This window comes from Actinoallomurus oryzae (assembly GCF_039541955.1).
GTDB classification, from domain to species: domain Bacteria; phylum Actinomycetota; class Actinomycetes; order Streptosporangiales; family Streptosporangiaceae; genus Actinoallomurus; species Actinoallomurus oryzae.
Genome location: NZ_BAABHF010000046.1, coordinates 561474 through 580990, shown reverse-complemented (window position 1 = coordinate 580990; position 19517 = coordinate 561474). Strand labels below are relative to the sequence as shown.

The following is a 19517-nucleotide window of genomic DNA, read 5'->3' as shown; positions in this document are numbered from 1 at the left end:
CTCAGGACGTGCTGTCTCGAACTGCGGTACTGATCGAAGACGCACGAGCCCAGCACACACGGGTGGACACCAAAGCATCGGTACTTCTGGCCGCGACAGGCACCCTCCTAGCCGTGGTGATCGCCGTTCTGGGTGCAGTCAGCTAGAGCCGGCCGGGCAAGGCTGAACTTCCTATCACGGTCCTGATTCTGGCCTGGGTGGGAGCCGCTCTTCTCGCGGGCGCCCTCGGCCACCTGGCATGGGCCGTCCGCCCGATGCGAACTGCCCGTGGCGGCGGTTCTCCCACAGACCCTTCATTACTCCGCGCCCTGGCCGACGGCCCCTCCGCAGCAATCGACCACATCCGCCAAGAGCTCGCTGGCGGCGACGAAGCCGAGCTTCACCGACAGACGATCCGCCTGACACTCCTGTCCCGCCATGCCCGCACCAAACACCACCTAGTACGTCGAGCAACGGATCTTCTGCTCGTGTCCCTCGGCCTCCTCATCGCCGCTGCCGTGACCTACGTCCTCACGTGCTGAGAAGTCGGCGCGCCGCTGGCGCGAACCCAGGTCCGGCCAAAACCGAAGACTCTGAGCGGAACGCGCTGCGCCTGGCGGTCGGAGACCAGCTTCGTCGAAGTTGGGGACGCATCCGCAAACGCGTCTCGGTGACCCGCCGCGCGTCTACCCCTGCTCACGGTGATCCCTGGTGAGGTCAGAGGGTGGCCGACGTGTGTCGACATGCGTCGGTGGTGGCTGCGGTTGCTGTCACCCGTGGGGGCGCTGACCTCGCCTTTTCAACCGTCGTACATGGCGCTCGTACTGGCCCGCTCGGCGTCGCTGGGCGCGGTCGATGAGCAATGTTCGTGGGTCGGCCGCCAGTTCGTACAGCTCGACCTCGAATGGGTCGGCGTCGTGCTCGATCAGGCGTGCGAGAGCATCGCGGTCTTGCTCGGCTGTGGCTCGCCGGCGCACTTCGTACCGCCATGCGTGACCGCTGGTCTCCCCCTGCTCCACGCTCCGGAGGTCTCCCTGTGAGCCCACGATGAGAACCTGATCGGTCCGAGGACAAGCCGAGCCGCCGGCCAGGCGCAGGTCTTCCCGTGGTGCTCGGAGTCCCTCGGCCTCGATCGTCGGCCCTGTTTCCGTGCCGTTACCCATCTGTCTTCACCCCTGCGGCCGTATCCGGGGCAGGTGCGGCTGGCGCTGTGGCCAGGGGGTAGACGACCTCGTCCATGATCCGGCCGGCGAACCGGGCATCGGGGGGGTCGCCGGGCATCAGCAGCTGCTGGAGGACGAGCGCGGGGAACAGGCCGGCCAGCAGGTCCAGGTCGTGGCCTTCGGGCATCTCACCGCGGGCCTCGGCTCGCTCGAACACCGTCCGGAAGCCTGCCATCCGTGGCGCGAGGAAGTTTTCCCAGAAGACCCGCCGCAGTACGGCGTCGCGGGCCAGGGCGCTGACCATGCCGGTCGTCACCTGGGCGCCGAACCGGCTCTCCGCGCTGGTGGTGGATTCGGCCAGGGCACGCAGGTCCTGCCGCAGTGATCCGGTGTCCGGGACGTCGGGGACGCCCTTGAGACTGTTGAGCGCGTCGACGACAAGGTCGGCCTTGTCCCGCCATCGCCGGTAGATCGTGGTCTTGGCCGCGCCGGCCCGGGCGGCCACGGCATCCATGGTCAGGCGGTCGTAGCCCACCTCGGCGAGCACGGCGAGCGCCGCCTCCCGCAGGGCCAGGTCCCGTGAGCTGTCCAGGTAACGGCCGCCACGACCGCGAGCCTTGCTCGTTTCGCCGACCCCGTGGGTCCGGCTCATGTCGGCCTCCTCGCCGTACCACCCACCGCTACGGAAGAGTTTCGATACTGTATCGTAGCGCCTAGATTCGTTCGGTGCGAACTCGTGGACGCTCGGCGCCAGCGCTGAGCGCAGGGGACGCCGCAGGTGGCGCCTGCGGCGAATCACAGATGGACAGGAGCACCATGGAACCAGGGTTCACGGTGACCGTTAATGGCGTCGCCCGCGAGGTGGCCGCCGGGCCGGAGCGCAGCCTGCTTGAGGTGCTCCGCGAGGAGCTGGGCATCACCGGACCAAAGCTGGGCTGCGGCGAGGGGATGTGCGGGGCCTGCACGGTGCTGCTGGGCCGCCGGGCCGTGACGGCGTGCACCACCCCGGCCGGCGAGGCCGCCGGGCACCGGGTGACGACGGTGGAAGGGCTGGCCGAGGACGGCCTGCTCCACCCGGTGCAGCAGGCCTGGATGGAGACCGGGGCGATGCAGTGTGGCTACTGCACGCCTGGCTGGCTGACCGGCTGCGCCGCGCTGCTGGCCCGCGTCCCTCACCCTGACGACGCCCGGATCGACGCCGAACTGGCCGGGCACGTCTGCCGGTGCTGCACCTACCCGCGGATCCGGGCGGCGGTCCACCGGGCGGCCGAGCTGATGGAGCAGCCGGAGTCGCTGGAGCCGGTGCCGGTCCCGGCCGCCGAACCGGCCGTCGCGGTCGGCGCCGCGGCCCGGCCCTGGGACCTGGTCGCCCCGGATCCCGACGCGTTCCTGGCCGGGCTGCGCGAGGGCCTGGTCAGCGTCGCCGGGCGGGAGCCGGCCCCGGGTGTCTTGACCACCAGCACGCGGGCCTGGCTGCACGTCGGGCCGGACGGGGTGGTGACGGCCTTCACCGGCAAGGTGGAGGCCGGGCAGGGGACCCGGGGCGCGCTGTCGCTGCTGGTGGCCGAGGAGCTGCGGGTGCCGCCCGGGGCGGTACGGGTGCTGATGGGCGACACCGGCGTCTCCCCGTTCGACATGGGCACGTTCGGCAGCCGGTCCATTCCGGACGCGGCGCCGCTGCTGTGCCGCGCGGCGGCGGCGGCGCGGCGGGTGCTGCGCGAGGCCGCGGCGCAGCGCTTCGGCTTGGCCGAGGCCGACATCACCCTGGCCGAGGGAATGGCGGTCGGCCCGGACGGCGCGCCCAGCGCCTCGTTCGGCGAGCTGGTAACCGGGATGCGCCGGGTGGAGCAGGCCCGCGCGGATGAGCAGGTCACCGACCCGGGTGCCTGGCGCCGGGCGGGGCGCCCGGCGCGGTCGGCCGCAGCCGGCACCGCGGTCACCGGGACCAAGCGGTTCCCCTCCAACCTGGCTGTGCCGGGGATGCTGCACGGATGCGTGCTGCGGGCGCCGGCCTACGGGGCCCGGCTGCTCGGGCTGGACCTGGCCGCGGCGCAGGCCATGCCCGGCATCCAGGTGGTCCGCGACGGCGACTTCGTCGGCGTGGTGGCGCCCACGGCGCGCGCGGCCCGCGCGGCGGTCACGGCCATCGCGGCGGACTGGGAGCTGACCCCCCAGCCCGGCCAGGCGGAGCTGGAAGCCTACCTGCGCGCTCACCCGGCCGAGGGCCAGGGCCACAGCGCCCCGTACCGGCACGCTGCCGGCGACGTCGACGCGGCGCTGGCGACCGGGCCGCTCCGGCTGGAGGCCACCTACACCACCGCGTACGTGGCCCACGTCCCGCTCGAGCCCCGCGTCGCCCTGGCCCGGTGGGAATCCGGGCGGCTGACGGTCTGGACGGGCACGTCCACCCCGTTCCGGGCCCGCGGCGAGCTGGCCGAGGCCCTCGGCCTGGACGAGGCGGCCGTACAGGTCATCGTGCCCGACTACGGCGGCGGGTTCGGCGGCAAGCACGGCGCGGCCGCGGCCCTGGAGGCGGCGAGGCTCGCGCGGGCTGCCGGCGGCCCGGTCAAGGTGGCCTGGACCCGGGAGGAAGAGTTCCGCTGGGGGTACCTGCGGCCCGCCGCCGTCATTGACGTCGCCGCCAGCGCGGACGCTACCGGGCAGCTCACCGGCTGGTCGTTCACCAATATCAACTCCGGGCAGGCCGGCATCGGCACCCCGTACCGGGTGCCAAGCCAGCGCATTGCCTACCAGCCCGCGGACTCTCCGCTACCCCAGGGCTCCTACCGGGCGCTGGCCGCCACCGCGAACAGCTTCGCACGCGAGTCGCACATGGACGAGATGGCGCGGCTGGCCGGGGCAGACCCGTTGGTGTTCCGGCTAGACCATCTGGACGACGAGCGGCTGGCCACGGTCTTGCGCCGGGCCGCCGACCGGATCGGCTGGGACCGGCACGACCAGCAGCCCGCCGGCCATGGCCTCGGTCTGGCCTGCGGATGGGAAAAGGGCGGCCGGGTCGCCACCGCCGCCGAGGTCCGGGTGGACGACGACGGCAGGCTGTACGTGCTGCGGCTGGTGACCGCCTTTGACTGCGGCGCGGTCATCGACCCGGCCAACCTCGCCAACCAGGTCGAGGGCGCCACCGTGATGGGCCTGGGCGGGGCCCTGTTCGAGCAGGTGGACTTCGCCGACGGCGTGATCCGCAACGCCTCCCTGTCGCAGTACCGGGTGCCCCGCCTGCCGGACGTCCCGCCCGTGGAGACCATCCTCATCGACCGGCCAGACCAGCCGTCAGCCGGCGGAGGCGAAACCCCGCTGATCGCCGTGGCCCCGGCGCTGGCCAACGCCATCCGGGCCGCCACCGGCACCCGGATCCGCTCCCTGCCGCTCGCGCCCAACGGAAAAGTCGGTCGCGCATGACGGCATCCGCTTTGCGGCACAGCGGACTACGCACGCTGTACGTCGTGTCCTCCGCATGTGCACCAGCTCAAGGAGGTTCGCCCTGATGCGCGTCGTGGCGATCGAGGAACACCACACCATCCCGGAGATGAGCGGCTCCATGGATCTGTCCTGGCTGCCGTCCGAGGTACGGGGCCGCCTGCGGGTCATCCCGGCCGCCGAGCGGCTGGCCGACATGGACGCCGCCGGCATTGACATGCAGGTGCTGTCCGTGGTGCTGCCCACGCCCCGGATGCTGCCCGCCGAGACCGCGGTGCCGCTCGCCGTGAAGGCCAACAAGGAACTGCAGGACATGGTCACCGCACATCCGGACCGGTTCGCCGCCTTCGCCACGCTTCCGGTCACTGTCCCGGACGCGGCCGCCGCCGAACTGGAGCGAACCGTCGGCGAACTGGGCTTCGTCGGCGCGATGATCCACGGAACCATCGGCGGCCGGTTCCTCGACGACCCGTTCTTTCACCCGATCCTGGAGACCGCAGCCCGGCTGAACGTGCCGATCTACCTGCACCCCGCCCCGCCGCCGAAGCCGGTCGCAGACGTGTACTACAACGGCTTCAAGGACCCGGTCAACCAGCTCCTGGCCACCGGCGCCTACGGATGGCACTACGAGACGTCGCTGCACGCAGTACGCATGATCGTCGGCGGGGTGTTCGACCGGCTCCCCGGGCTGAGGGTGATCCTCGGTCATCTCGGCGAGGGCATACCGTTCCACCTGCCCCGCATCGACGACAAACTCCCCCAGTCCGCCACGGGGCTGCCCAAGCCGGTCAGCGGTTACTTCCGCGAGCACTTCTGGATCACCACCGCCGGCTACTTCTACGACGGCCCGTTCCGGCTGACCCGGGAGACGTTCGGCGATGACCGGCTGATCTTCTCGGTCGACTACCCGTTCGCGGACAACCGGCGCGCCGCCGACTGGTTCGACCGCCTCACCCTGACGCCCGAGGTGCGGGAGAAGATCGCGCATGGCACCGCCGACAAACTGCTCCGCCTGCGCTGAGCCCGTAGGCGCCGAATATGGTGTCGCCTCATGGGGGGAGCCGGTCCACGACCAGACCAGCGACGGCGGCGACTACTCGGCCACCAAAGTCTTCGGCCGCATCACCTACCGCGCCACGCCGGGCTGGGAGGCTGCGAATGACACCGGATGTCCAGTTGGTCGAAGAGCTGGTGAAGCGGTTGCCCGCCTTCAAGGACATCTATGAAAGTCATGTCTTCAACGAGGACGGCGTGCTGCCCCACGTGTTCTTCTGGGATGTCACCCAGGAGACAGTTGCCTCCTTCCTCGGCGACGAGGACGCGCCGGACTGGCGGGCCACCGTGGCCTTCCTGGATGAGCAGTTCGGCACTGCCGAGCCGCAGGCACAAGAGGTCGTGGTGACGTCGTTCCTGGATTACCTGCCTTTCCCGGGGCAGCCGGGAAGCGACCTGACCCGGTATCTCGGTCCCCAGCTCGCCAGCAAACTGGCCGAGCTGCGCCCCAGCCTTACCTTCTGATGGCTCCGGGGCGTCTTCGCTGGTCAGATGAGTGGGCAGGGGCGGGGTCGAACCGCCGACCTTCCGCTTTTCAGAAGTGACATCAGCCCTGTTCACTGTCTCCGCGCCGAGGTCAGACAGTGGTCGACACGTGTCGATGTACGTGGCTGGTGGCCGCCGTTGCTGTCACCGTTGCCGTCAGCCCATGCCGCGCATGTTCTTGACGTAGCTCGGACGGACGCCGGACCTGGATAAGTTCCGCCTGGTCCAGTCGGCGCACGGTATCCACCGGCCCGAGCGGGTCGGGACTGCCGGAACGGTCGAATCGCGGAGGCTCCACCGGCCCTGAGCCTCCGCATCGGGTTGGTGACTATCTCTGCCGTAATGGTGACCGGGCCTGCCGACTCTCTTGAGGCGGACCCACGGGTCGCCGTTCAATCCGATGCACAGCGTGTCCTCGATATCCAGAGGACCTCAGGGGAAGGCACGACAGTGACCGAATTCGTGAACGTGACCGGAGGCCGAATCGCGTACGACGTGATTGGGGACGGGCCGCTCGTGCTGCTGTCGCACGGTATCGGCGACCGGCGCCAAGCGCACCGGCACCTGGCACCGCGGCTGGCCGCCGCGGGCTATCGCGTGGTCAACGCGGACATCCGGGGACACGGCGAGTCGAGCATGGACTGGCCGTCAGTGACCGGCAAGGCCGCCATCAGCCGCACCGATATCGCGGGCGACCTGATCGAGGTGATCGAGCACTTCGGCGGTCCGGCCGTCATCGTCGGGCACTCGATCTCCGGCGGCGCCGCTACGATCGCTGCGGCCACCGCGCCGGAGGCGGTCGCGGGCATCGTGGAGATCGCCCCGTTCACCTTGGTCCAGAAGCTCGACGTGGCCGCCTTGTTGAGGGTGCGCCGTTATCGGCTGGGCATGGTTCGCCTCCTCGGCGCGACGCTTGTGTTGCGGAGTCTGCGATCGTGGTTCCGCTACCTCGACATCGCCTATCCCAGCAAGCCGGACGACTACGACGAGTACATGGCGGCGTTGGCCGCCACGCTGCGTGAACCGGGGCGGATGGCGGAGTTCATGAAGACGGGCAAGAGCACGCCAGCCGACGCGCAGGCGCGGCTACCCGACGTCACCTGCCCGGCGCTGGTGATCATGGGAACGCTGGACCCCGACTTCGCCGATCCGCGGGCCGAAGGCGAGGCCGTCGTGGCCGCGATGCCGCCCGGCGTCGGCCAGGTGGCGACAGTCGAGGGCGCAGGCCATTACCCACACGCCGAAAGGCCGGACGCCACGGCCGAGCTCATTCTCCGCTTCCTGGCCACCGAGGTGCCGGACTCCCGGCGCGGGCTCAGCCGCCGGGTGAGCTGATCTCCTCGCCAAGTCTGTGCGAGTCGCGACAATAATGGGCGGGTGTCCGCTCGCACCATCGTCCTGGTCGTCTATGACGGTTTCCAGCTGATCGACCTGGCCGGACCGCTCGACGTGCTCGCCGCGGCCAACCGTGCGTTCGACACTCCCGCATACCGGTTGATCACGGCGTCGCCGGGCGGCCGGGCGATCGCGGTCTCCGGTGGGGCGAGCATCGCCGTCGACCGGGCTCTGGAGGAGATCGCCTCGGGTGCCGACGACATCGACACCCTGATGGTCATCGGCGGTGACGGGGCCTTCGCTCCGGATGTGTCCTCGGAGGTGGCTCGCCACCTGCCGACCCTCGCGCGACGGTCGCGGCGAATCACGTCGGTGTGCGCGGGTGCGTTGATCCTGGCCGCCGCGGGACTGCTGGACGGGTTCCACGCCACCACACACTGGGGCGCCTGCGACCACCTGGCCCGACGGTATCCGCGCGTCACCGTGGAACCGGACCGGATCTACGTCCACGACCGTGACCGGTGGACCTCGGCCGGGGTCACCGCGGGCATCGACCTGGCCCTGGCCTTGGTGGAAGCCGATCTGGGCGCCGAGGTCGCGCAGCTGATCGCCCGGCATTTCGTGGTCTTCGTCCGGCGTGCGGGCGGCCAGGAGCAATACAGCGCGCAGCTGCGCAGCCAGCCCGCCCGCACGCCGTCGATCCGGGCGATACAGCAGTGGCTGCCCGACCATCTGCACGAGGATCTGACGATCGCGACCCTCGCCGAGCGAGCCGGCATGAGCCAGCGCACCTTCGCACGATCCTTCAGCGCCGAAACCGGCAGCACGCCCGCGCTGTTCATCGAGACCTTGCGGGTGGAGGCGGCTCGCCGAATGCTGGAGACCACCGACCTCACCGTCGACGCCATCGCACGCGCCGTCGGCTACAAGCACGGCAAGACACTCCACCGAGTCATCGCCCGGCGACTGTCCACCACCCCCGATCGCTACCGGCAGCACTTCGCCACCACCCCAGCCGCCCGCCGCGCCGCGAAAGCGATCTAGGCGCTTGACATCCGATAATCAGCCCACAAGGAACAGCGAACCGCACAGCATTCGTCACCGGCCGGAAGGACGCGTATTCGTCGGCGTGAAGCGGCATCTTCAACAGCGGAACGGTCACGCTCAGGACGTCGATCGTCCGCAGCACCCGCCGAACAACTGCGTCCCGCTGAACACCATCGCCCGCCAAGAATAGCCCTCGGCTTCTGACCTCGGTCGTGATGGTCGCCGCGGTGAGTTTGTTCGGACTCCGTTGACCACCACAGCACCGAGCCTGTTCACGTCGGGCGGCGCGTCCGGCGGCGAGGCTTGGGGGTGGAGTGCTTTTGCGGCGGCTTCTTACGGGTGGGCGGTTGCCGGGGTGTACGGCCCCGGGAGCTGTTGGGGGTGCGGCCGCGGACGATGCCGATCAATTCCTCCATGAGGTCGGTCGTCTCGGCCTCGAGCCAGGCGAGGCCGATCTGGGACTGAGGAGCGTCGGTCACGGTGCGGTACGTAAGGTCTTTGCGGTGGTGGAGGCGGGCCAGAGACTGAGGGAGCAGTAGTACGCCGGCCCCCGACGCCACCAGCTCGATCGCGTCCGCCGCGCTCTCGGGACGAGTGAAGGCGGGCTGCCCGGGCCGGTCGCCCCAGACCAAGACCTCGTCGAGCGGCTCGAACACATGCTCGTCGGCGAGGTCGGCAACCCCCACCTCCTCGACTGCGGCCACCGCGTGATCCTTCGGCACCACCACCACGGTCGTCTCCACATACAGCGGGATCACGTGGAGAGCTTCGCGGTCGACGGGCAGGCGCACGAACGCCGCGTCCACGCCGCCGTCCCGCAGCAGGAGGACGGCCTCGGCGGCGGGCATCTGGAGGAGCCGAAGCGGCACCTCCCGTACCCGCTCGGCCCACAGCCCGGCCCATTTCCCGGGCGTCACTCCTGGCGCGTAGGCCAGCCGAAACTCACTCTTGGTCACCTTCTCACCCTAACCGCGTCCAGATGACTTCCTCCCGCTGGCTACCCTCTGTGTCATGAGCACGTCCAAGGCGAAGACCCCGCAGACCATGAAGCCCGCGACCGCGGCCAAGAAGCTGGGGATCCTGCTATCGGCAGCGCCCGCCGAATTCCAGGAGGGCCTCGTCTCCCGGGACGAGCTGAACGCGCTCCAGGCCGACCCGCCCTCTTGGCTCGCCGACCTACGCCGCGAGGGCCCCCACCCCCGCCAGGTCGTCGCCGCCAAGCTCCGCGTCTCCGCCTCGGGCCTGGCCCGCGCCGGCATCACAGGCCCCCTTACCACTGCCGAGATCGAGACCTTGAAGGCCGAAAAACCCGACTGGCTAGAACGCGAGCAGACCATCCAAACCCGGGTCCGCCAAGAGGAGCTCCGCCTGAAGCAGCAGCGTGCCAAGGCTTGACCCACCGGACGACGTTGGTCTCTGCCGGGGTCTGCACAGCGTTCGGCTCTGTCGCTCTGACGGTGGTAACCGAGGGTGCGCTGTTGGAGCGATGGTGCCTCCGTCGAGTCGGCGGAAGTGTAGCGTGGGGTTGGCCGATGCCGGTTCGCCGAATGCGTTGCGGTTCACCCAGGATCTCGTCGCCGTACCGGAAGAGCAATGCGCACAGCCTCGTGCGCGCGGCGCCCTAAAGCGTCGAGCCCGCTTCAAGTCCGCTGAGTCGGGACTGTCAGCCGCCCTACTCGGTTTCACTTCGAACGTCGCTTTGCAACACTGCTGGTGCGGTGGCTGTGCATCAACTCGCTCGCGTTAATCGCGACGGTGACGCTGTTCGGGATCCTCATGTCGTGGTGGCTCGCGAGCTCTGGCCCCCGCAGAGGGGGCCGATGGGCCGAGCCGGCTGCGTCCGGAGCAGGTGCAGTTCGTCGGCAGCTTATAGCGACGATCCGGGCCCGCTTCGGGCCGTTTCGGATCGGTGCGACGCGGGCTAGCGGTGTGGGTCGTCGATCTTTAGCTGTTCTCCGGTGTCCGGGAGGAAATCGTGCCCCGCAACGTCGCCAAGCTCGTCAAGGTCTCGACGCCCAAGTACAAGGTCAACCGCGGCCTGACCGTCCCACAGGCCCGTGCCGTCCTCACCGCCGCCTACGACGAACCGCTCGGCGCGCTCTACGTCCTGGCCCTCTGCCTCGGCCTCCGTCGCGGCGAGCTTCTCGGCCTGCGGTGATCCGAAATCGACCTGGAGGCCGGCACCCTCGAAGTCATCCACGCGCTACAGCGCGTCGGTGGATAGCTGTGCTTCGTCCCGCCCAAGATCGGGGACTCCGAGAGAACGGTGCCGCTCCCGGAGATCTGCATCGAGGCCCTCAAGGCCCATAAGGAACGCCAGAAGACCGACCGTTCCAACGCCTGGCCCAACTGGCAGGAATACGACCTCGTCTTCCCATCCCGCATCGGAACGCCACTGGAGCCGGACAACCTCCAACGAAGCTTGGGGCCGGATCCGCAAGCGCGCCGGACTTGGACACGTCAGGTTCCACGACATCCGGTACACCTGCGTGTCGTTCCTGCTCGACCTCGGCGTCCCACCGCACATCGTCCGAGACATCGAAGAACTGCGTGAACTGTCCTGGCCGCATGTGGTGACGTTCGACAAGAGCGCGCAGACCTGGCGGCCGGCGACCGAGGCCGGGCGGCCTGTCATGCAGGAGCGAGCGACCGCGATGGACGCGATCTTTCCAGCAGAGTACTAGCCGTAACCGCCCATTCGGCACTAATGCCACGTCTCCGGGCACGGAGGCAGGGCGTTTAGGCATAAACATCTACCCACACCATATCGGAGTCCCGGTACTGCTATTGTCGGTTTCAGAGCGAGCGCTCCGCCGGTTACCGGCAGAAAATGTTTGTAATGTTAGTGCGGCTACACGCCCACATCTATGTTTTGCTATATGAGTGCGCTACACGCGCACCGGCGAGGCGACCGACCGTAGCTCTGCGGCCATAAGGTCACTGTGCCTCTATATCTATGCGCCGAGAAATTCGTGCGCGCCCGAATATACCGGACCCAAAGATGGGTCTGTATTGAGCGTCGCAGAAACATGTTAAGCGGCTTCCGAAGGCCGCCACCTCATTTGTTCGTACAACGCTTTGCCATTTCTAGCACGGCTAAAAGAGAGGAGGTTAAGATGGAAAACGTGACCGAAGAAGTCGGGCGTACGGTGCGGTTCGCTTTGGAAAGTCGGGGCCGGACCGCCCGCCTCCTGGTCGTGCTGGCCGTTGCTACGGCCGCGCTAGCAGTGATCGTCGCGTCTACCCCTGACTACGCGTAGCGCAGTCAGGGCCGTAGTCACCCAGTTAGACACTCACGCCCCGTCACTGTGATCAGTGGCGGGGCGTCTGTGCTGGGCAGGGGCGGGGTCGAACCGCCGACCTTCCGCTTTTCAGGAGTAACGACCGCCCTGCTCAGAGCCTCCATGCCGACGGAAACGGTGGCCGGCGTGTGCCGATGGTTGTGCGTGGTGGCCGACGTTGCCGTCAACGGCCGCGGCTTGTCATGGAGTATCGGTCATGGCCATTCAACGCGAAGCACGTGTACCTCGCGCTGTTCTTCCAGGACGAGGTATGTGGCGAGCCCGCGTTCGCCGAAGGCGTGCGTGAGCATGTTGCCCCGTGGATTGGCTGGGTTGAACGGCTGTCCGCTCCATGGCGCCGTTTCCAGCAACGTGAACAACTCGGCGAGCGGGCGTAGAGCTCCCTCGGGGACCGCTTTGATCTGCTCCTCGGCGATCGGGTCCAGGTTGAGGCAGTACACCTACCGCCCGTTCTCACGCTCGGCAAGGATCTCGCGCCATGGCCTGCCCGCAGGGACGGCCTCCCCCGCGGCGAGCTGACTGGCGCGGGCATGCATCCGCCGACGCCCTTCAGGGTCGTGTACGGAGTCGCAAGCGGAGATCCACCAGCGGTGCACGAAGTCGTTCAGCACTCCAAGATCGAGGTTCACGCGGACCTCGTCGAGCACCGCTTTGAGCCCGGCGTCGAAAGCTTCACGGTCTTGGGGCACGACCAGGGCGGCCCGGATGGCGCGCAGACTCTTGGCCGGCTCGGGCGCGCTGCCAGGGGCAAAGTCGTGTGGTTGCGCGGTCATCCTGGGCCTCCTCTCGCTCCCATAGAGCTTACAGAGCTCGCCCGACACACTCCCTGCGAGTCGAAGAGACAGGGAAGACGAGCATCGGAAGCCGGACCCCACGGCGAGACGATGTCAGCCTCGCAAGCCGGCCACAATCAACGCACACTGCGACCGTCCGCCGTACGTTGGTTGCTGTCAAAAAGACCCCGGACGCGAGGCGTTCGGGGTCTTTCAGCAGGTCAGAGAGGTGGGCAGGGGCGGGGTCGAACCGCCGACCTTCCGCTTTTCAGGCGGACGCTCGTACCGACTGAGCTACCTGCCCGCACGGCACCGGGTGGTGCCTCAGCGGTCCTGACGGGATTTGAACCCGCGGCCTCCACCTTGACAGGGTGGCGAGCACTCCTAACTGCTCCACAGGACCTTGCCTTGCTACCCCGAAGGGTATCGTGCCCCCAACGGGATTCGAACCCGCGCTGCCGCCTTGAAAGGGCGGAGTCCTAGGCCGCTAGACGATGGGGACTCGACGGCGTGGCCGCCGTGTTGCCCTTGGCGCCTGCCGTCGGGGACACCGAAAGCATAGGGGACAACCGCCCCAACCACCAAAGTGATTCCCCTACCCCGGCCGTCCCGCTGCGCTAGAGCTCCCTGACCTGGGCGAACCCGACGGCGAGCCCGACCGCGAACCTGACGGTGAGGCGGGCGTGGTGAACGGTGTTCGGGCGGACGGTGGTGGGGCGATCGGGCGGTCCGGCTTGGGTTCGAGGGTGCGTTCGATCTGGGCCGAGGTCAGGCCCAGGCCGCCCAGGCGTATGTCGTCCCAGCCCTGGAGCCGGTGGCTGGCGCGGTTGAAGTACAGCACCGACATCTCGATCGGGGTCGGCTGCTCGTGTTCCAGGCCTCGCATGCCGGCGCCTCCCGTGGAGCCCTGGACGAACAGGCGGGTGCCCGAGGGCAGCAGGCGGGTCGAGCGCTGGTGCAGGTGGCCGCTCAGCACCAGGGGCGCCGTGCCGTCGAACGCCTGGCCCTCGGCTGGATCATGGACCAGCACCACGTCCGGGGCCTCGTGAGAGGCCGTCAGCTGCGCCGCGGCGCCCTGGCCGATGGCGAGCATCTCGTGGGCGTCCACGTCGTCTCCGCGTGTCGTCTTGTCGGGGGTGAAGCGCGGGTCGCCGATGCCGAAGATCCGCAGGCCTCCGACGTCCTTGGCCTGGTTGTCCAGTACGACCGCGTTCTTCTGCCGGCGTACGGCGCGTTCGGTGTCGGTGGAGTCGTGGTTCCCGCGGATGAACACGTACGGGATCTTGAGCTTGGAGATGTCGTTCGCGAACTTCTCCTCCGCCGAGGAGCCGTGGTCGGTCAGGTCGCCCGTGTCGATGACGAGCTGGATCTTGAACTGCTTGGTCACCTGGCGGATCACGCTCCACGCCACCGGATTGAGGTGGATGTCGGAGACGTGCAGGACGCGGATGGTGGTCGGATCGGGCTCGTACGTCGGCAGCGTCGAGGTCACGTCGTACAGGCGCGAGACGTTCCCGATGAGCTGCGCGAGCTGGGCCCGGTAGGCCCCGAAGCGGGACACGATGGACTTGGCGTCGCCGACGACCTGGGGCGCGCTGGCGAGGATCCCGGTGAAGCGCGGCTCCGCGACCGACTGCGGGTCGAACGTGATCGCGCCCAGGATGCCGACGATCAGCAGGCCGTTGAAGGCCGCGAGGGTCGACCACAGCATGCGCTTCCACGTGCGGAACACCACGAGGCCGGCCAGGGCGGCACACGCCAGCGCCGCCAGCGTGGCTTTGGCGATCATGACGATGAAGCCGTGACGAATGTCACCTCCGATCGTGGAGGTGAGGTGGTCGACGGCGGCCGGGTCCTCGATGAGCTTCTGGGCGGGTTCGGGGCGGATCTGGGTGACCTGGGCGTCGATGCGCACCGGGCCGGAGTGGCTGTCGAGGCGGAGCGTGCCGAGCGGCGGGATGTCGATCACGGTGCCGCCGGAGAGGGACGGGCGGAGGGAGAAGGTGACGTCGGCGGGGCCGATGTCGGTGCTGGCGTGACCGCCGTACAGCATGCCGAGCCAGCCCGCCAGCAGTCCCACCGCGACCACCGCCGTGATCCGCGCGGGGAGCCGGACACGCCGCATCGCCACGACACGGCGGACTTCTGTCATCACTCGGGTCAACACGTTGGTACCTATGCTCGCTTCTGCCCCTCTCCACGCACAATGGCAATGTGATCGACGTCAGTCGCGAGGAGTTCGAGGAACTGGTCGGCGAAGCGCTGGACACCATCCCGCCAGGGCTCACAGTGCTCATGAAAAACGTTGTGATCATGGTCGAGGACGACCCTCCGCCGCAGGCAGGCGTGCTGCTCGGCCTGTACGAGGGCGTGCCGCTGACCGAGCGCGGCGGCACTTACGCCGGCTTCCTGCCCGACCGGATAACGATCTTCCGGCGTCCGCTGCTGGCCGTCTGCGAGACCCGCGCCGACCTCGTACGAGAGGTGCGGGTGACCGTCGTGCATGAGATCGCTCACCATTTCGGCATCGGCGACGAACGGCTCCACGAACTCGGATGGTGATCTTTCCCATACACACGTTCGCACACAATGGGTCACACCTCAGCGACGCAGCGTGAGATAATCCCTGGGACCGCCCGGTCACGGACAGCGATGACAGGGGAGCGCGCGTGGGTGGACGACATCGACGGCCGTTGGATCGGCAGGCCACTTATGGCGACGTGTTCGGTGTCGGCGAGTTCCGTTCCCTCTGGCTGGCCCAGGCCCTTTCGTACATCGGCGACCAGTTCGCCCAGGTCGCTCTCGCCGTCCTCGTCTACAACAACACCCACTCGCCGCTGAAGACCGCCGTCGCGTACGCCCTGACCTACCTGCCGCCGATCCTGGGCGGCCCCGTGCTTTCGATCCTGGCCGACCTGCTCCCCCGGCGCCGGGTCATGATCGTCTGTGACCTCGCACGGGCCGGCATCCTCGCGCTGATGGCGGTTCGGCCGTTGCCGTTCGCGGCCCTGTGCGCGCTGATCTTCTTCAGCGTGCTGCTGGGCACGCCGTTCACCGCGGCGCGGGCCGCGCTGCTGTCGGAGGTGCTGCCCGGCGACATGTACGTCGTGGGCTCGGCGATCAACAACATCACCCACCAGCTGACGCAGATGCTGGGCTTCCTCGCGGGCAGTGCGGTGATCTTCGTCGTCGGCACGCACCAGGCGCTGGGGGTCGACGCGGTGACGTTCGTCCTGTCCGCGCTCATCGTCATGACCGGCGTACGGCGGCGGCCGGCGCCGCTACGCGACGCCAAGACCCGCGAGTCGCTGTGGCAGATCACACGTCGCGGTGGCCGCCTGGTGCTCGGCGACCGCACGCTCCGGCCGCTCGTGTGCTTCGCGTGGCTCTGCGGCTTCTACGTGCTTCCGGAGGGGCTGGCCGCACCGTACGCCAAGACGTTCGGCGACAGCCCGTTCATCGTGGGGCTGCTCATGTCGGCGACGCCGACGGGCATGGTGATCGGGGCGTTCGCGTACAGCCGGTTCGTCCGGCCCGACAACCGGCTGCGCATGATGGGCTGGATGGCGATGCTCGCCTGCGCGCCGCTGGTGGGTTCGGGGCTGCGCCCGCCGCTGTGGGCGGTCGTCGTGCTGTGGGCGCTGTCCGGCGTGGGCTGCGCCTACCAGGTGGCGGCCAACGCCGCCTTCGTGGCGGCCGTGCCCCCGTCCGGACGGGGGCAGGCGTTCGGCTTGGCCCAGTCGGGCATCCTGGCCAGCCAGGGCATCGGCATCCTGTCGGGCGGCGCGCTGGCCCAGGTGCTCGGGCCGGAGCCGGTCGTCGCCCTCGCCGGCGTGGCGGGCCTGACGGTGGCGACGATGCTGGCCATGTCGTGGACCCAGGTGCGCACCGAGGTGATCGCCTCGACCCACGACCGCGCGATCAGCGCCGCCGCCTAGTTACGACTGGTCTGCTTGTTGATGAGCTCCTGGGCGATGGAGACGTCCTTGCCCTCCTCGGGGATGAGCAGCACCGCGGCGGCGTACAGCAGGATGCCCGCGCCGCTGGTGAGGATGGTCACCACCGCCGCGCCGATCCGTACGAGGGTGGGGTCGACGTTGAAGTAGGCCGCGGCGCCGGAGCAGACGCCGGTGATCATGCGTCCGTCGCGGGTGCGGGTGAGGCGGCGGGGGCCGGTCGTGTCGCTGGGTTCGTGCGTCATGTCGTCGTTCATGCCTCGATCGTGCCCGGGCCCGTACCCCCTTCGCCATGGGGGCTTGCCCTGATCCGTCCCTGAGAGAGCCCCTATGGCCCCTCGGTCACATCGATGACGCACGACCTCCGGACGAACCGCCAACCCTGAGACGGTGCCGGAGAGTCCCCGAACGCGGCCGTCACGCGCAGCCGTGAGCGGTCCAGCGGCCGTGCCGCGCCCAGGCCGTAGATCAGGCGGTCGCGTGCGGACGGCGAGCCGTACGTCAGCATGCGCTCGCCGTCGATCACCACGACGCTCCTCGTGTCGTACAGGCCGGGCCGCAGCCCGCCGGAGAGGTCGGAGAGCGCGAGTGTGCGGGGCTCGGTGAGCGCGATCCGGGCGAACACCGCCGGTTCGATCACCGGCGCCCGCTCCTCTCGCGGCGTCCGGCGCAGCAGCTCGCGCAGCGGCGCGGCGTGCGCCGCGTCGTCGAGGATCAGGAACTCTCCCCCGCCGACCGCCACGAACCCCTCAGGGCCGCTGTGCGGCCCGCGCAGCCGCTGGAATCCGCAGTCGTACACGCTCTCGCCGCGCAGCACGTCGCCGTCGCGGCGGAACGCCACCGACAGCTGCACGCCGACGCGCAGCCACAGCGGGAGCACGAGCAGGCCGCCGTCGGCGAGCTGGTCGCGCCAGGCCCTGGAGATGTCCGACGTGCCGATGGTCAGCTCGATCCGGTCGTACGGCGCGTGGTCCGGCGCGCCCGCCCAGCCGTCACCGGTGCGGACCTCGACGTTCGCCACGCCGGACAGGCGTTCGCGCGCCGCCGCCGCGAGGTCGTCGTCGATCTCGACGGTGATCACCCGGGCGGCGAGCCGGCCGAGCAGCGCCGCGTTGTACCCGGTGCCGGCGCCGATCTCGAGCACCGAGTGCCCAGGCTCGACCCGCAGCTGCTCCAGCATGATCGCGACCACCGCCGGCTGGCTGGCCGAGCTGATCGCCACGCCGGCGCCGTCCCGCTTGGTGATCAGGACCTTGTCGTCGTACGCCTCGGCGCGCAGGCTCTCGGGCACGAAGAGCTCGCGGGGTACGGCCGTCATCGCCTCGGCCACCCGCCCGTCGCCGAGCACGCCCTTTTCGGTCAGGAGGCGTACCAGATCGCGGGGGGCCATGGATCCCAACGTACGCTGAGGGTCGAACCCCCTGGGAGGTCTTGATGGATCTGCTGCGCGTCGACGACCGGCTGACCGACGAAGAACGACTGGTCCGCGACACGGCCCGCCGATTCGCCGCCGAACGCATCGCGCCGCACGTGGCGGACTGGTTCGAGGCCGGCACCTTCCCGGCGCGCGAGCTGGCGCCCGAGCTGGGGTCCCTGGGTCTGCTCGGCATGCACCTGTCCGGGTACGGCTGCCCGGGCGCCGGCGCGGTCGCGTACGGCGTCGCCTGCCGTGAGCTGGAGGCGGCCGACTCGGGGCTGCGCAGCTTCGTGTCGGTGCAGGGTTCGCTGGCGATGTCGGCGATCCACAAGTTCGGCTCGGAGGAGCAGAAGCGCGAGTGGCTGCCGCGGATGGCCGCCGGCGAGGCGATCGGCTGCTTCGGCCTGACCGAGCCCGACCACGGCTCGGACCCGGCGAACATGCGCACGCACGCCAAGCGCGAGGGCTCGGACTGGGTGCTGAACGGCTCGAAGCTGTGGATCACCAACGGCTCGGTGGCCGACGTCGCCGTCGTCTGGGCGCGCACCGACGACGGCATCCGCGGGTTCCTCGTGCCGCGGGACACCCGCGGGTTCTCGGCGCGCGACATCCACAAGAAGCTGTCGCTGCGCGCGTCGGTGACCTCGGAGCTGTCGCTGTCGGACGTACGGGTGCCGTCGTCGGCGATGCTGCCGGAGGTGCGCGGGCTGCGCGGGCCGTTGAGCTGCCTGTCGGAGGCCCGGTACGGGATCATCTGGGGCGCGATCGGCGCCGGACGCGCGTGCTACGAGGCGGCCGTGGAGTACGCGGGCAGCCGCGAGCAGTTCGGCAAGCCGATCGCGGCGTTCCAGCTCACGCAGCAGAAGCTGGCCGCGATGGAGATCGCGCTGGGCCAGGCCGGCCTGGTCGCGCTGCACGTCGGGTGGCTCAAGGAGGCGGGCGAGGTCACGCCGCAGCAGGTGTCGTTCGGCAAGCTCGCGAACGTACGGGCGGCGCTGGACGTCGCACGCTCGGCCCGTACGGTGCTGGGCGCGAACGGCGTCACGCTGGAGTACCCGGTGATCCGCCACATGACGAACCTGGAGTCGGTGCTCACGTACGAGGGCACGGAAGAGATCCACACGCTGGTGCTGGGCGAGGCGATCACCGGCGTTTCCGCATACCGCTGACGGACCGCGCTGCCAGACCTGCCCGGCGGACGCGAACGGCCTTGAGGAAGGCCAGGTGCTCAGGAGAATCTTCCGGCCCGCGCCCAAGGGACCCCGTCGGGCCGGAGCTCGGCGAGAATCTCGTCCGCGTCCGGCGTGTCCAGCAACGATACGCACGACCCGGTCACGCGCTCGCTCCCCCGAGGCGGGAGCGGCCCCGTACGGGCGGCGGACCGCCGGGGCCGATCGCCCATGGTGAGGATCACGCGAGGCCGTCCCCTCCGGTACGCTCGTTACCAGCGGGGCGTTAGCTCAATTGGCAGAGCTGTGGACTTTTAATCCATAGGTTCCGGGTTCGAGCCCCGGGCGCCCTACCACTCACTTGGCCACTGACCTGAGGTTTCTTGCCACCAACGGATC

Annotated in this window: 20 protein-coding genes and 4 tRNA genes; 14 read left to right on the top strand and 10 right to left on the bottom strand. The window is 69.3% G+C overall.

Annotation, left to right across the window (positions count from 1 at the left end):
• Positions 1-173 precede the first annotated feature (173 nt).
• Together ABEA10_RS51415 and ABEA10_RS39115 are read left to right on the top strand one after the other, a co-directional pair.
• Positions 174-521 (top strand): Pycsar system effector family protein, encoded by a 348-nt coding sequence (locus ABEA10_RS51415; protein ID WP_486303805.1) that lies wholly within the window; start codon positions 174-176, stop codon positions 519-521.
• A 201-nt stretch (positions 522-722) separates the two neighbouring features.
• The gene (locus ABEA10_RS39115; protein ID WP_345472769.1) at positions 723-1019 is read left to right on the top strand and encodes a hypothetical protein; all 297 of its coding nucleotides are present in this window, start codon (positions 723-725) and stop codon (positions 1017-1019) included.
• 115 nt (positions 1020-1134) lie between these two features.
• On the opposite strand, the gene ABEA10_RS39110 is transcribed toward ABEA10_RS39115, so the two are convergent.
• On the bottom strand, positions 1135-1794 hold the full coding sequence (locus ABEA10_RS39110) for a TetR/AcrR family transcriptional regulator (RefSeq protein WP_345472767.1): 660 nt from the start codon (positions 1792-1794) through the stop codon (positions 1135-1137).
• A gap of 164 nt (positions 1795-1958) precedes the next feature.
• Between ABEA10_RS39110 and ABEA10_RS39105 the strand changes: the two genes are divergently transcribed.
• The 5 genes from ABEA10_RS39105 (at position 1959) to ABEA10_RS39085 (ending at position 8498) form a co-directional block, all read left to right on the top strand.
• Complete coding sequence (locus tag ABEA10_RS39105; protein ID WP_345472765.1) at positions 1959-4562, top strand: molybdopterin cofactor-binding domain-containing protein; 2604 nt, start codon at positions 1959-1961, stop codon at positions 4560-4562.
• 85 nt (positions 4563-4647) lie between these two features.
• Positions 4648-5601, top strand: a complete 954-nt coding sequence (locus tag ABEA10_RS39100; RefSeq protein ID WP_345472763.1) for an amidohydrolase family protein — start codon at positions 4648-4650, stop codon at positions 5599-5601.
• 137 nt (positions 5602-5738) lie between these two features.
• On the top strand, positions 5739-6098 hold the full coding sequence (locus tag ABEA10_RS39095; RefSeq protein ID WP_345472761.1) for a hypothetical protein: 360 nt from the start codon (positions 5739-5741) through the stop codon (positions 6096-6098).
• A gap of 363 nt (positions 6099-6461) precedes the next feature.
• Positions 6462-7454: an alpha/beta fold hydrolase gene (locus ABEA10_RS39090; protein WP_345472760.1), complete on the top strand. Its 993-nt coding sequence runs from the start codon at positions 6462-6464 to the stop codon at positions 7452-7454.
• 42 nt (positions 7455-7496) lie between these two features.
• Positions 7497-8498 carry a GlxA family transcriptional regulator gene (locus tag ABEA10_RS39085; protein ID WP_345472758.1) on the top strand — a complete coding sequence of 334 codons (1002 nt, stop codon included), beginning with the start codon at positions 7497-7499 and terminating at the stop codon, positions 8496-8498.
• A 275-nt stretch (positions 8499-8773) separates the two neighbouring features.
• On the opposite strand, the gene ABEA10_RS39080 is transcribed toward ABEA10_RS39085, so the two are convergent.
• Positions 8774-9457, bottom strand: a complete 684-nt coding sequence (locus ABEA10_RS39080) for a LysR family substrate-binding domain-containing protein (protein ID WP_345472756.1) — start codon at positions 9455-9457, stop codon at positions 8774-8776.
• Between the two features lie 55 nt (positions 9458-9512).
• Here ABEA10_RS39080 and ABEA10_RS39075 point away from each other — a divergent pair, with 55 nt between their 5' ends.
• The 3 genes from ABEA10_RS39075 (at position 9513) to ABEA10_RS39065 (ending at position 11185) form a co-directional block, all read left to right on the top strand.
• The gene (locus ABEA10_RS39075) at positions 9513-9896 is read left to right on the top strand and encodes a DUF5997 family protein (protein WP_345472754.1); all 384 of its coding nucleotides are present in this window, start codon (positions 9513-9515) and stop codon (positions 9894-9896) included.
• Positions 9897-10476: 580 nt separating this feature from the next.
• A complete protein-coding gene (locus ABEA10_RS39070) occupies positions 10477-10659 on the top strand; it encodes a hypothetical protein (protein ID WP_345472752.1) in 183 nt (60 codons plus the stop codon).
• Between the two features lie 331 nt (positions 10660-10990).
• Positions 10991-11185, top strand: coding sequence for a hypothetical protein (locus tag ABEA10_RS39065; RefSeq protein WP_345472750.1), 195 nt, complete (start codon positions 10991-10993; stop codon positions 11183-11185).
• 812 nt (positions 11186-11997) lie between these two features.
• Here ABEA10_RS39065 and ABEA10_RS39060 read toward each other — a convergent pair.
• The 6 genes from ABEA10_RS39060 to ABEA10_RS39035 all read right to left on the bottom strand — a co-directional run bounded on the left by ABEA10_RS39060 (position 11998) and on the right by ABEA10_RS39035 (position 14728).
• Complete coding sequence (locus tag ABEA10_RS39060; RefSeq protein WP_345472748.1) at positions 11998-12243, bottom strand: hypothetical protein; 246 nt, start codon at positions 12241-12243, stop codon at positions 11998-12000.
• Positions 12244-12576: a DUF6247 family protein gene (locus ABEA10_RS39055; RefSeq protein ID WP_345472746.1), complete on the bottom strand. Its 333-nt coding sequence runs from the start codon at positions 12574-12576 to the stop codon at positions 12244-12246.
• Between the two features lie 230 nt (positions 12577-12806).
• Positions 12807-12880, bottom strand: a tRNA-Phe gene (locus ABEA10_RS39050).
• Between the two features lie 24 nt (positions 12881-12904).
• Positions 12905-12979 (bottom strand) — tRNA-Asp (locus ABEA10_RS39045).
• Positions 12980-13005: 26 nt separating this feature from the next.
• A tRNA-Glu gene (locus tag ABEA10_RS39040) sits at positions 13006-13078 on the bottom strand.
• Positions 13079-13171: 93 nt separating this feature from the next.
• The gene (locus ABEA10_RS39035) at positions 13172-14728 is read right to left on the bottom strand and encodes a metallophosphoesterase family protein (RefSeq protein WP_345472745.1); all 1557 of its coding nucleotides are present in this window, start codon (positions 14726-14728) and stop codon (positions 13172-13174) included.
• Positions 14729-14790: 62 nt separating this feature from the next.
• Between ABEA10_RS39035 and ABEA10_RS39030 the strand changes: the two genes are divergently transcribed.
• On the top strand, positions 14791-15138 hold the full coding sequence (locus tag ABEA10_RS39030; RefSeq protein ID WP_345472743.1) for a metallopeptidase family protein: 348 nt from the start codon (positions 14791-14793) through the stop codon (positions 15136-15138).
• A 107-nt stretch (positions 15139-15245) separates the two neighbouring features.
• Entirely contained in the window at positions 15246-16514 is a 1269-nt protein-coding gene (locus ABEA10_RS39025) for an MFS transporter (RefSeq protein ID WP_345472741.1), read from the top strand.
• Here the strand turns inward: ABEA10_RS39025 and ABEA10_RS39020 are convergent.
• Both ABEA10_RS39020 and ABEA10_RS39015 read right to left on the bottom strand, forming a co-directional pair.
• Complete coding sequence (locus tag ABEA10_RS39020; RefSeq protein ID WP_329244636.1) at positions 16511-16789, bottom strand: PspC domain-containing protein; 279 nt, start codon at positions 16787-16789, stop codon at positions 16511-16513. The genes ABEA10_RS39025 and ABEA10_RS39020 overlap by 4 nt on opposite strands.
• Positions 16790-16860: 71 nt before the next feature.
• On the bottom strand, positions 16861-17922 hold the full coding sequence (locus ABEA10_RS39015; RefSeq protein ID WP_345472738.1) for a protein-L-isoaspartate O-methyltransferase family protein: 1062 nt from the start codon (positions 17920-17922) through the stop codon (positions 16861-16863).
• A 44-nt stretch (positions 17923-17966) separates the two neighbouring features.
• Here ABEA10_RS39015 and ABEA10_RS39010 point away from each other — a divergent pair, with 44 nt between their 5' ends.
• Together ABEA10_RS39010 and ABEA10_RS39005 are read left to right on the top strand one after the other, a co-directional pair.
• The gene (locus ABEA10_RS39010) at positions 17967-19118 is read left to right on the top strand and encodes an acyl-CoA dehydrogenase family protein (RefSeq protein WP_345472736.1); all 1152 of its coding nucleotides are present in this window, start codon (positions 17967-17969) and stop codon (positions 19116-19118) included.
• Between the two features lie 280 nt (positions 19119-19398).
• A tRNA-Lys gene (locus ABEA10_RS39005) sits at positions 19399-19474 on the top strand.
• The last annotated feature ends 43 nt before the right edge of the window (positions 19475-19517 follow it).

Coding starts and splice junctions, on each gene's coding strand:
- ABEA10_RS39115 (WP_345472769.1), top strand. CDS start 723: ATGCGTCGGTGGTGGCTGCGGTTGCTGTCACCCGTGGGGGCGCTGACC.
- ABEA10_RS39110 (WP_345472767.1), bottom strand. CDS start 1,794: ATGAGCCGGACCCACGGGGTCGGCGAAACGAGCAAGGCTCGCGGTCGT.
- ABEA10_RS39105 (WP_345472765.1), top strand. CDS start 1,959: ATGGAACCAGGGTTCACGGTGACCGTTAATGGCGTCGCCCGCGAGGTG.
- ABEA10_RS39100 (WP_345472763.1), top strand. CDS start 4,648: ATGCGCGTCGTGGCGATCGAGGAACACCACACCATCCCGGAGATGAGC.
- ABEA10_RS39095 (WP_345472761.1), top strand. CDS start 5,739: ATGACACCGGATGTCCAGTTGGTCGAAGAGCTGGTGAAGCGGTTGCCC.
- ABEA10_RS39090 (WP_345472760.1), top strand. CDS start 6,462: ATGGTGACCGGGCCTGCCGACTCTCTTGAGGCGGACCCACGGGTCGCC.
- ABEA10_RS39075 (WP_345472754.1), top strand. CDS start 9,513: ATGAGCACGTCCAAGGCGAAGACCCCGCAGACCATGAAGCCCGCGACC.
- ABEA10_RS39055 (WP_345472746.1), bottom strand. CDS start 12,576: ATGACCGCGCAACCACACGACTTTGCCCCTGGCAGCGCGCCCGAGCCG.
- ABEA10_RS39035 (WP_345472745.1), bottom strand. CDS start 14,728: ATGACAGAAGTCCGCCGTGTCGTGGCGATGCGGCGTGTCCGGCTCCCC.
- ABEA10_RS39020 (WP_329244636.1), bottom strand. CDS start 16,789: ATGAACGACGACATGACGCACGAACCCAGCGACACGACCGGCCCCCGC.
- ABEA10_RS39015 (WP_345472738.1), bottom strand. CDS start 17,922: ATGGCCCCCCGCGATCTGGTACGCCTCCTGACCGAAAAGGGCGTGCTC.
- ABEA10_RS39010 (WP_345472736.1), top strand. CDS start 17,967: ATGGATCTGCTGCGCGTCGACGACCGGCTGACCGACGAAGAACGACTG.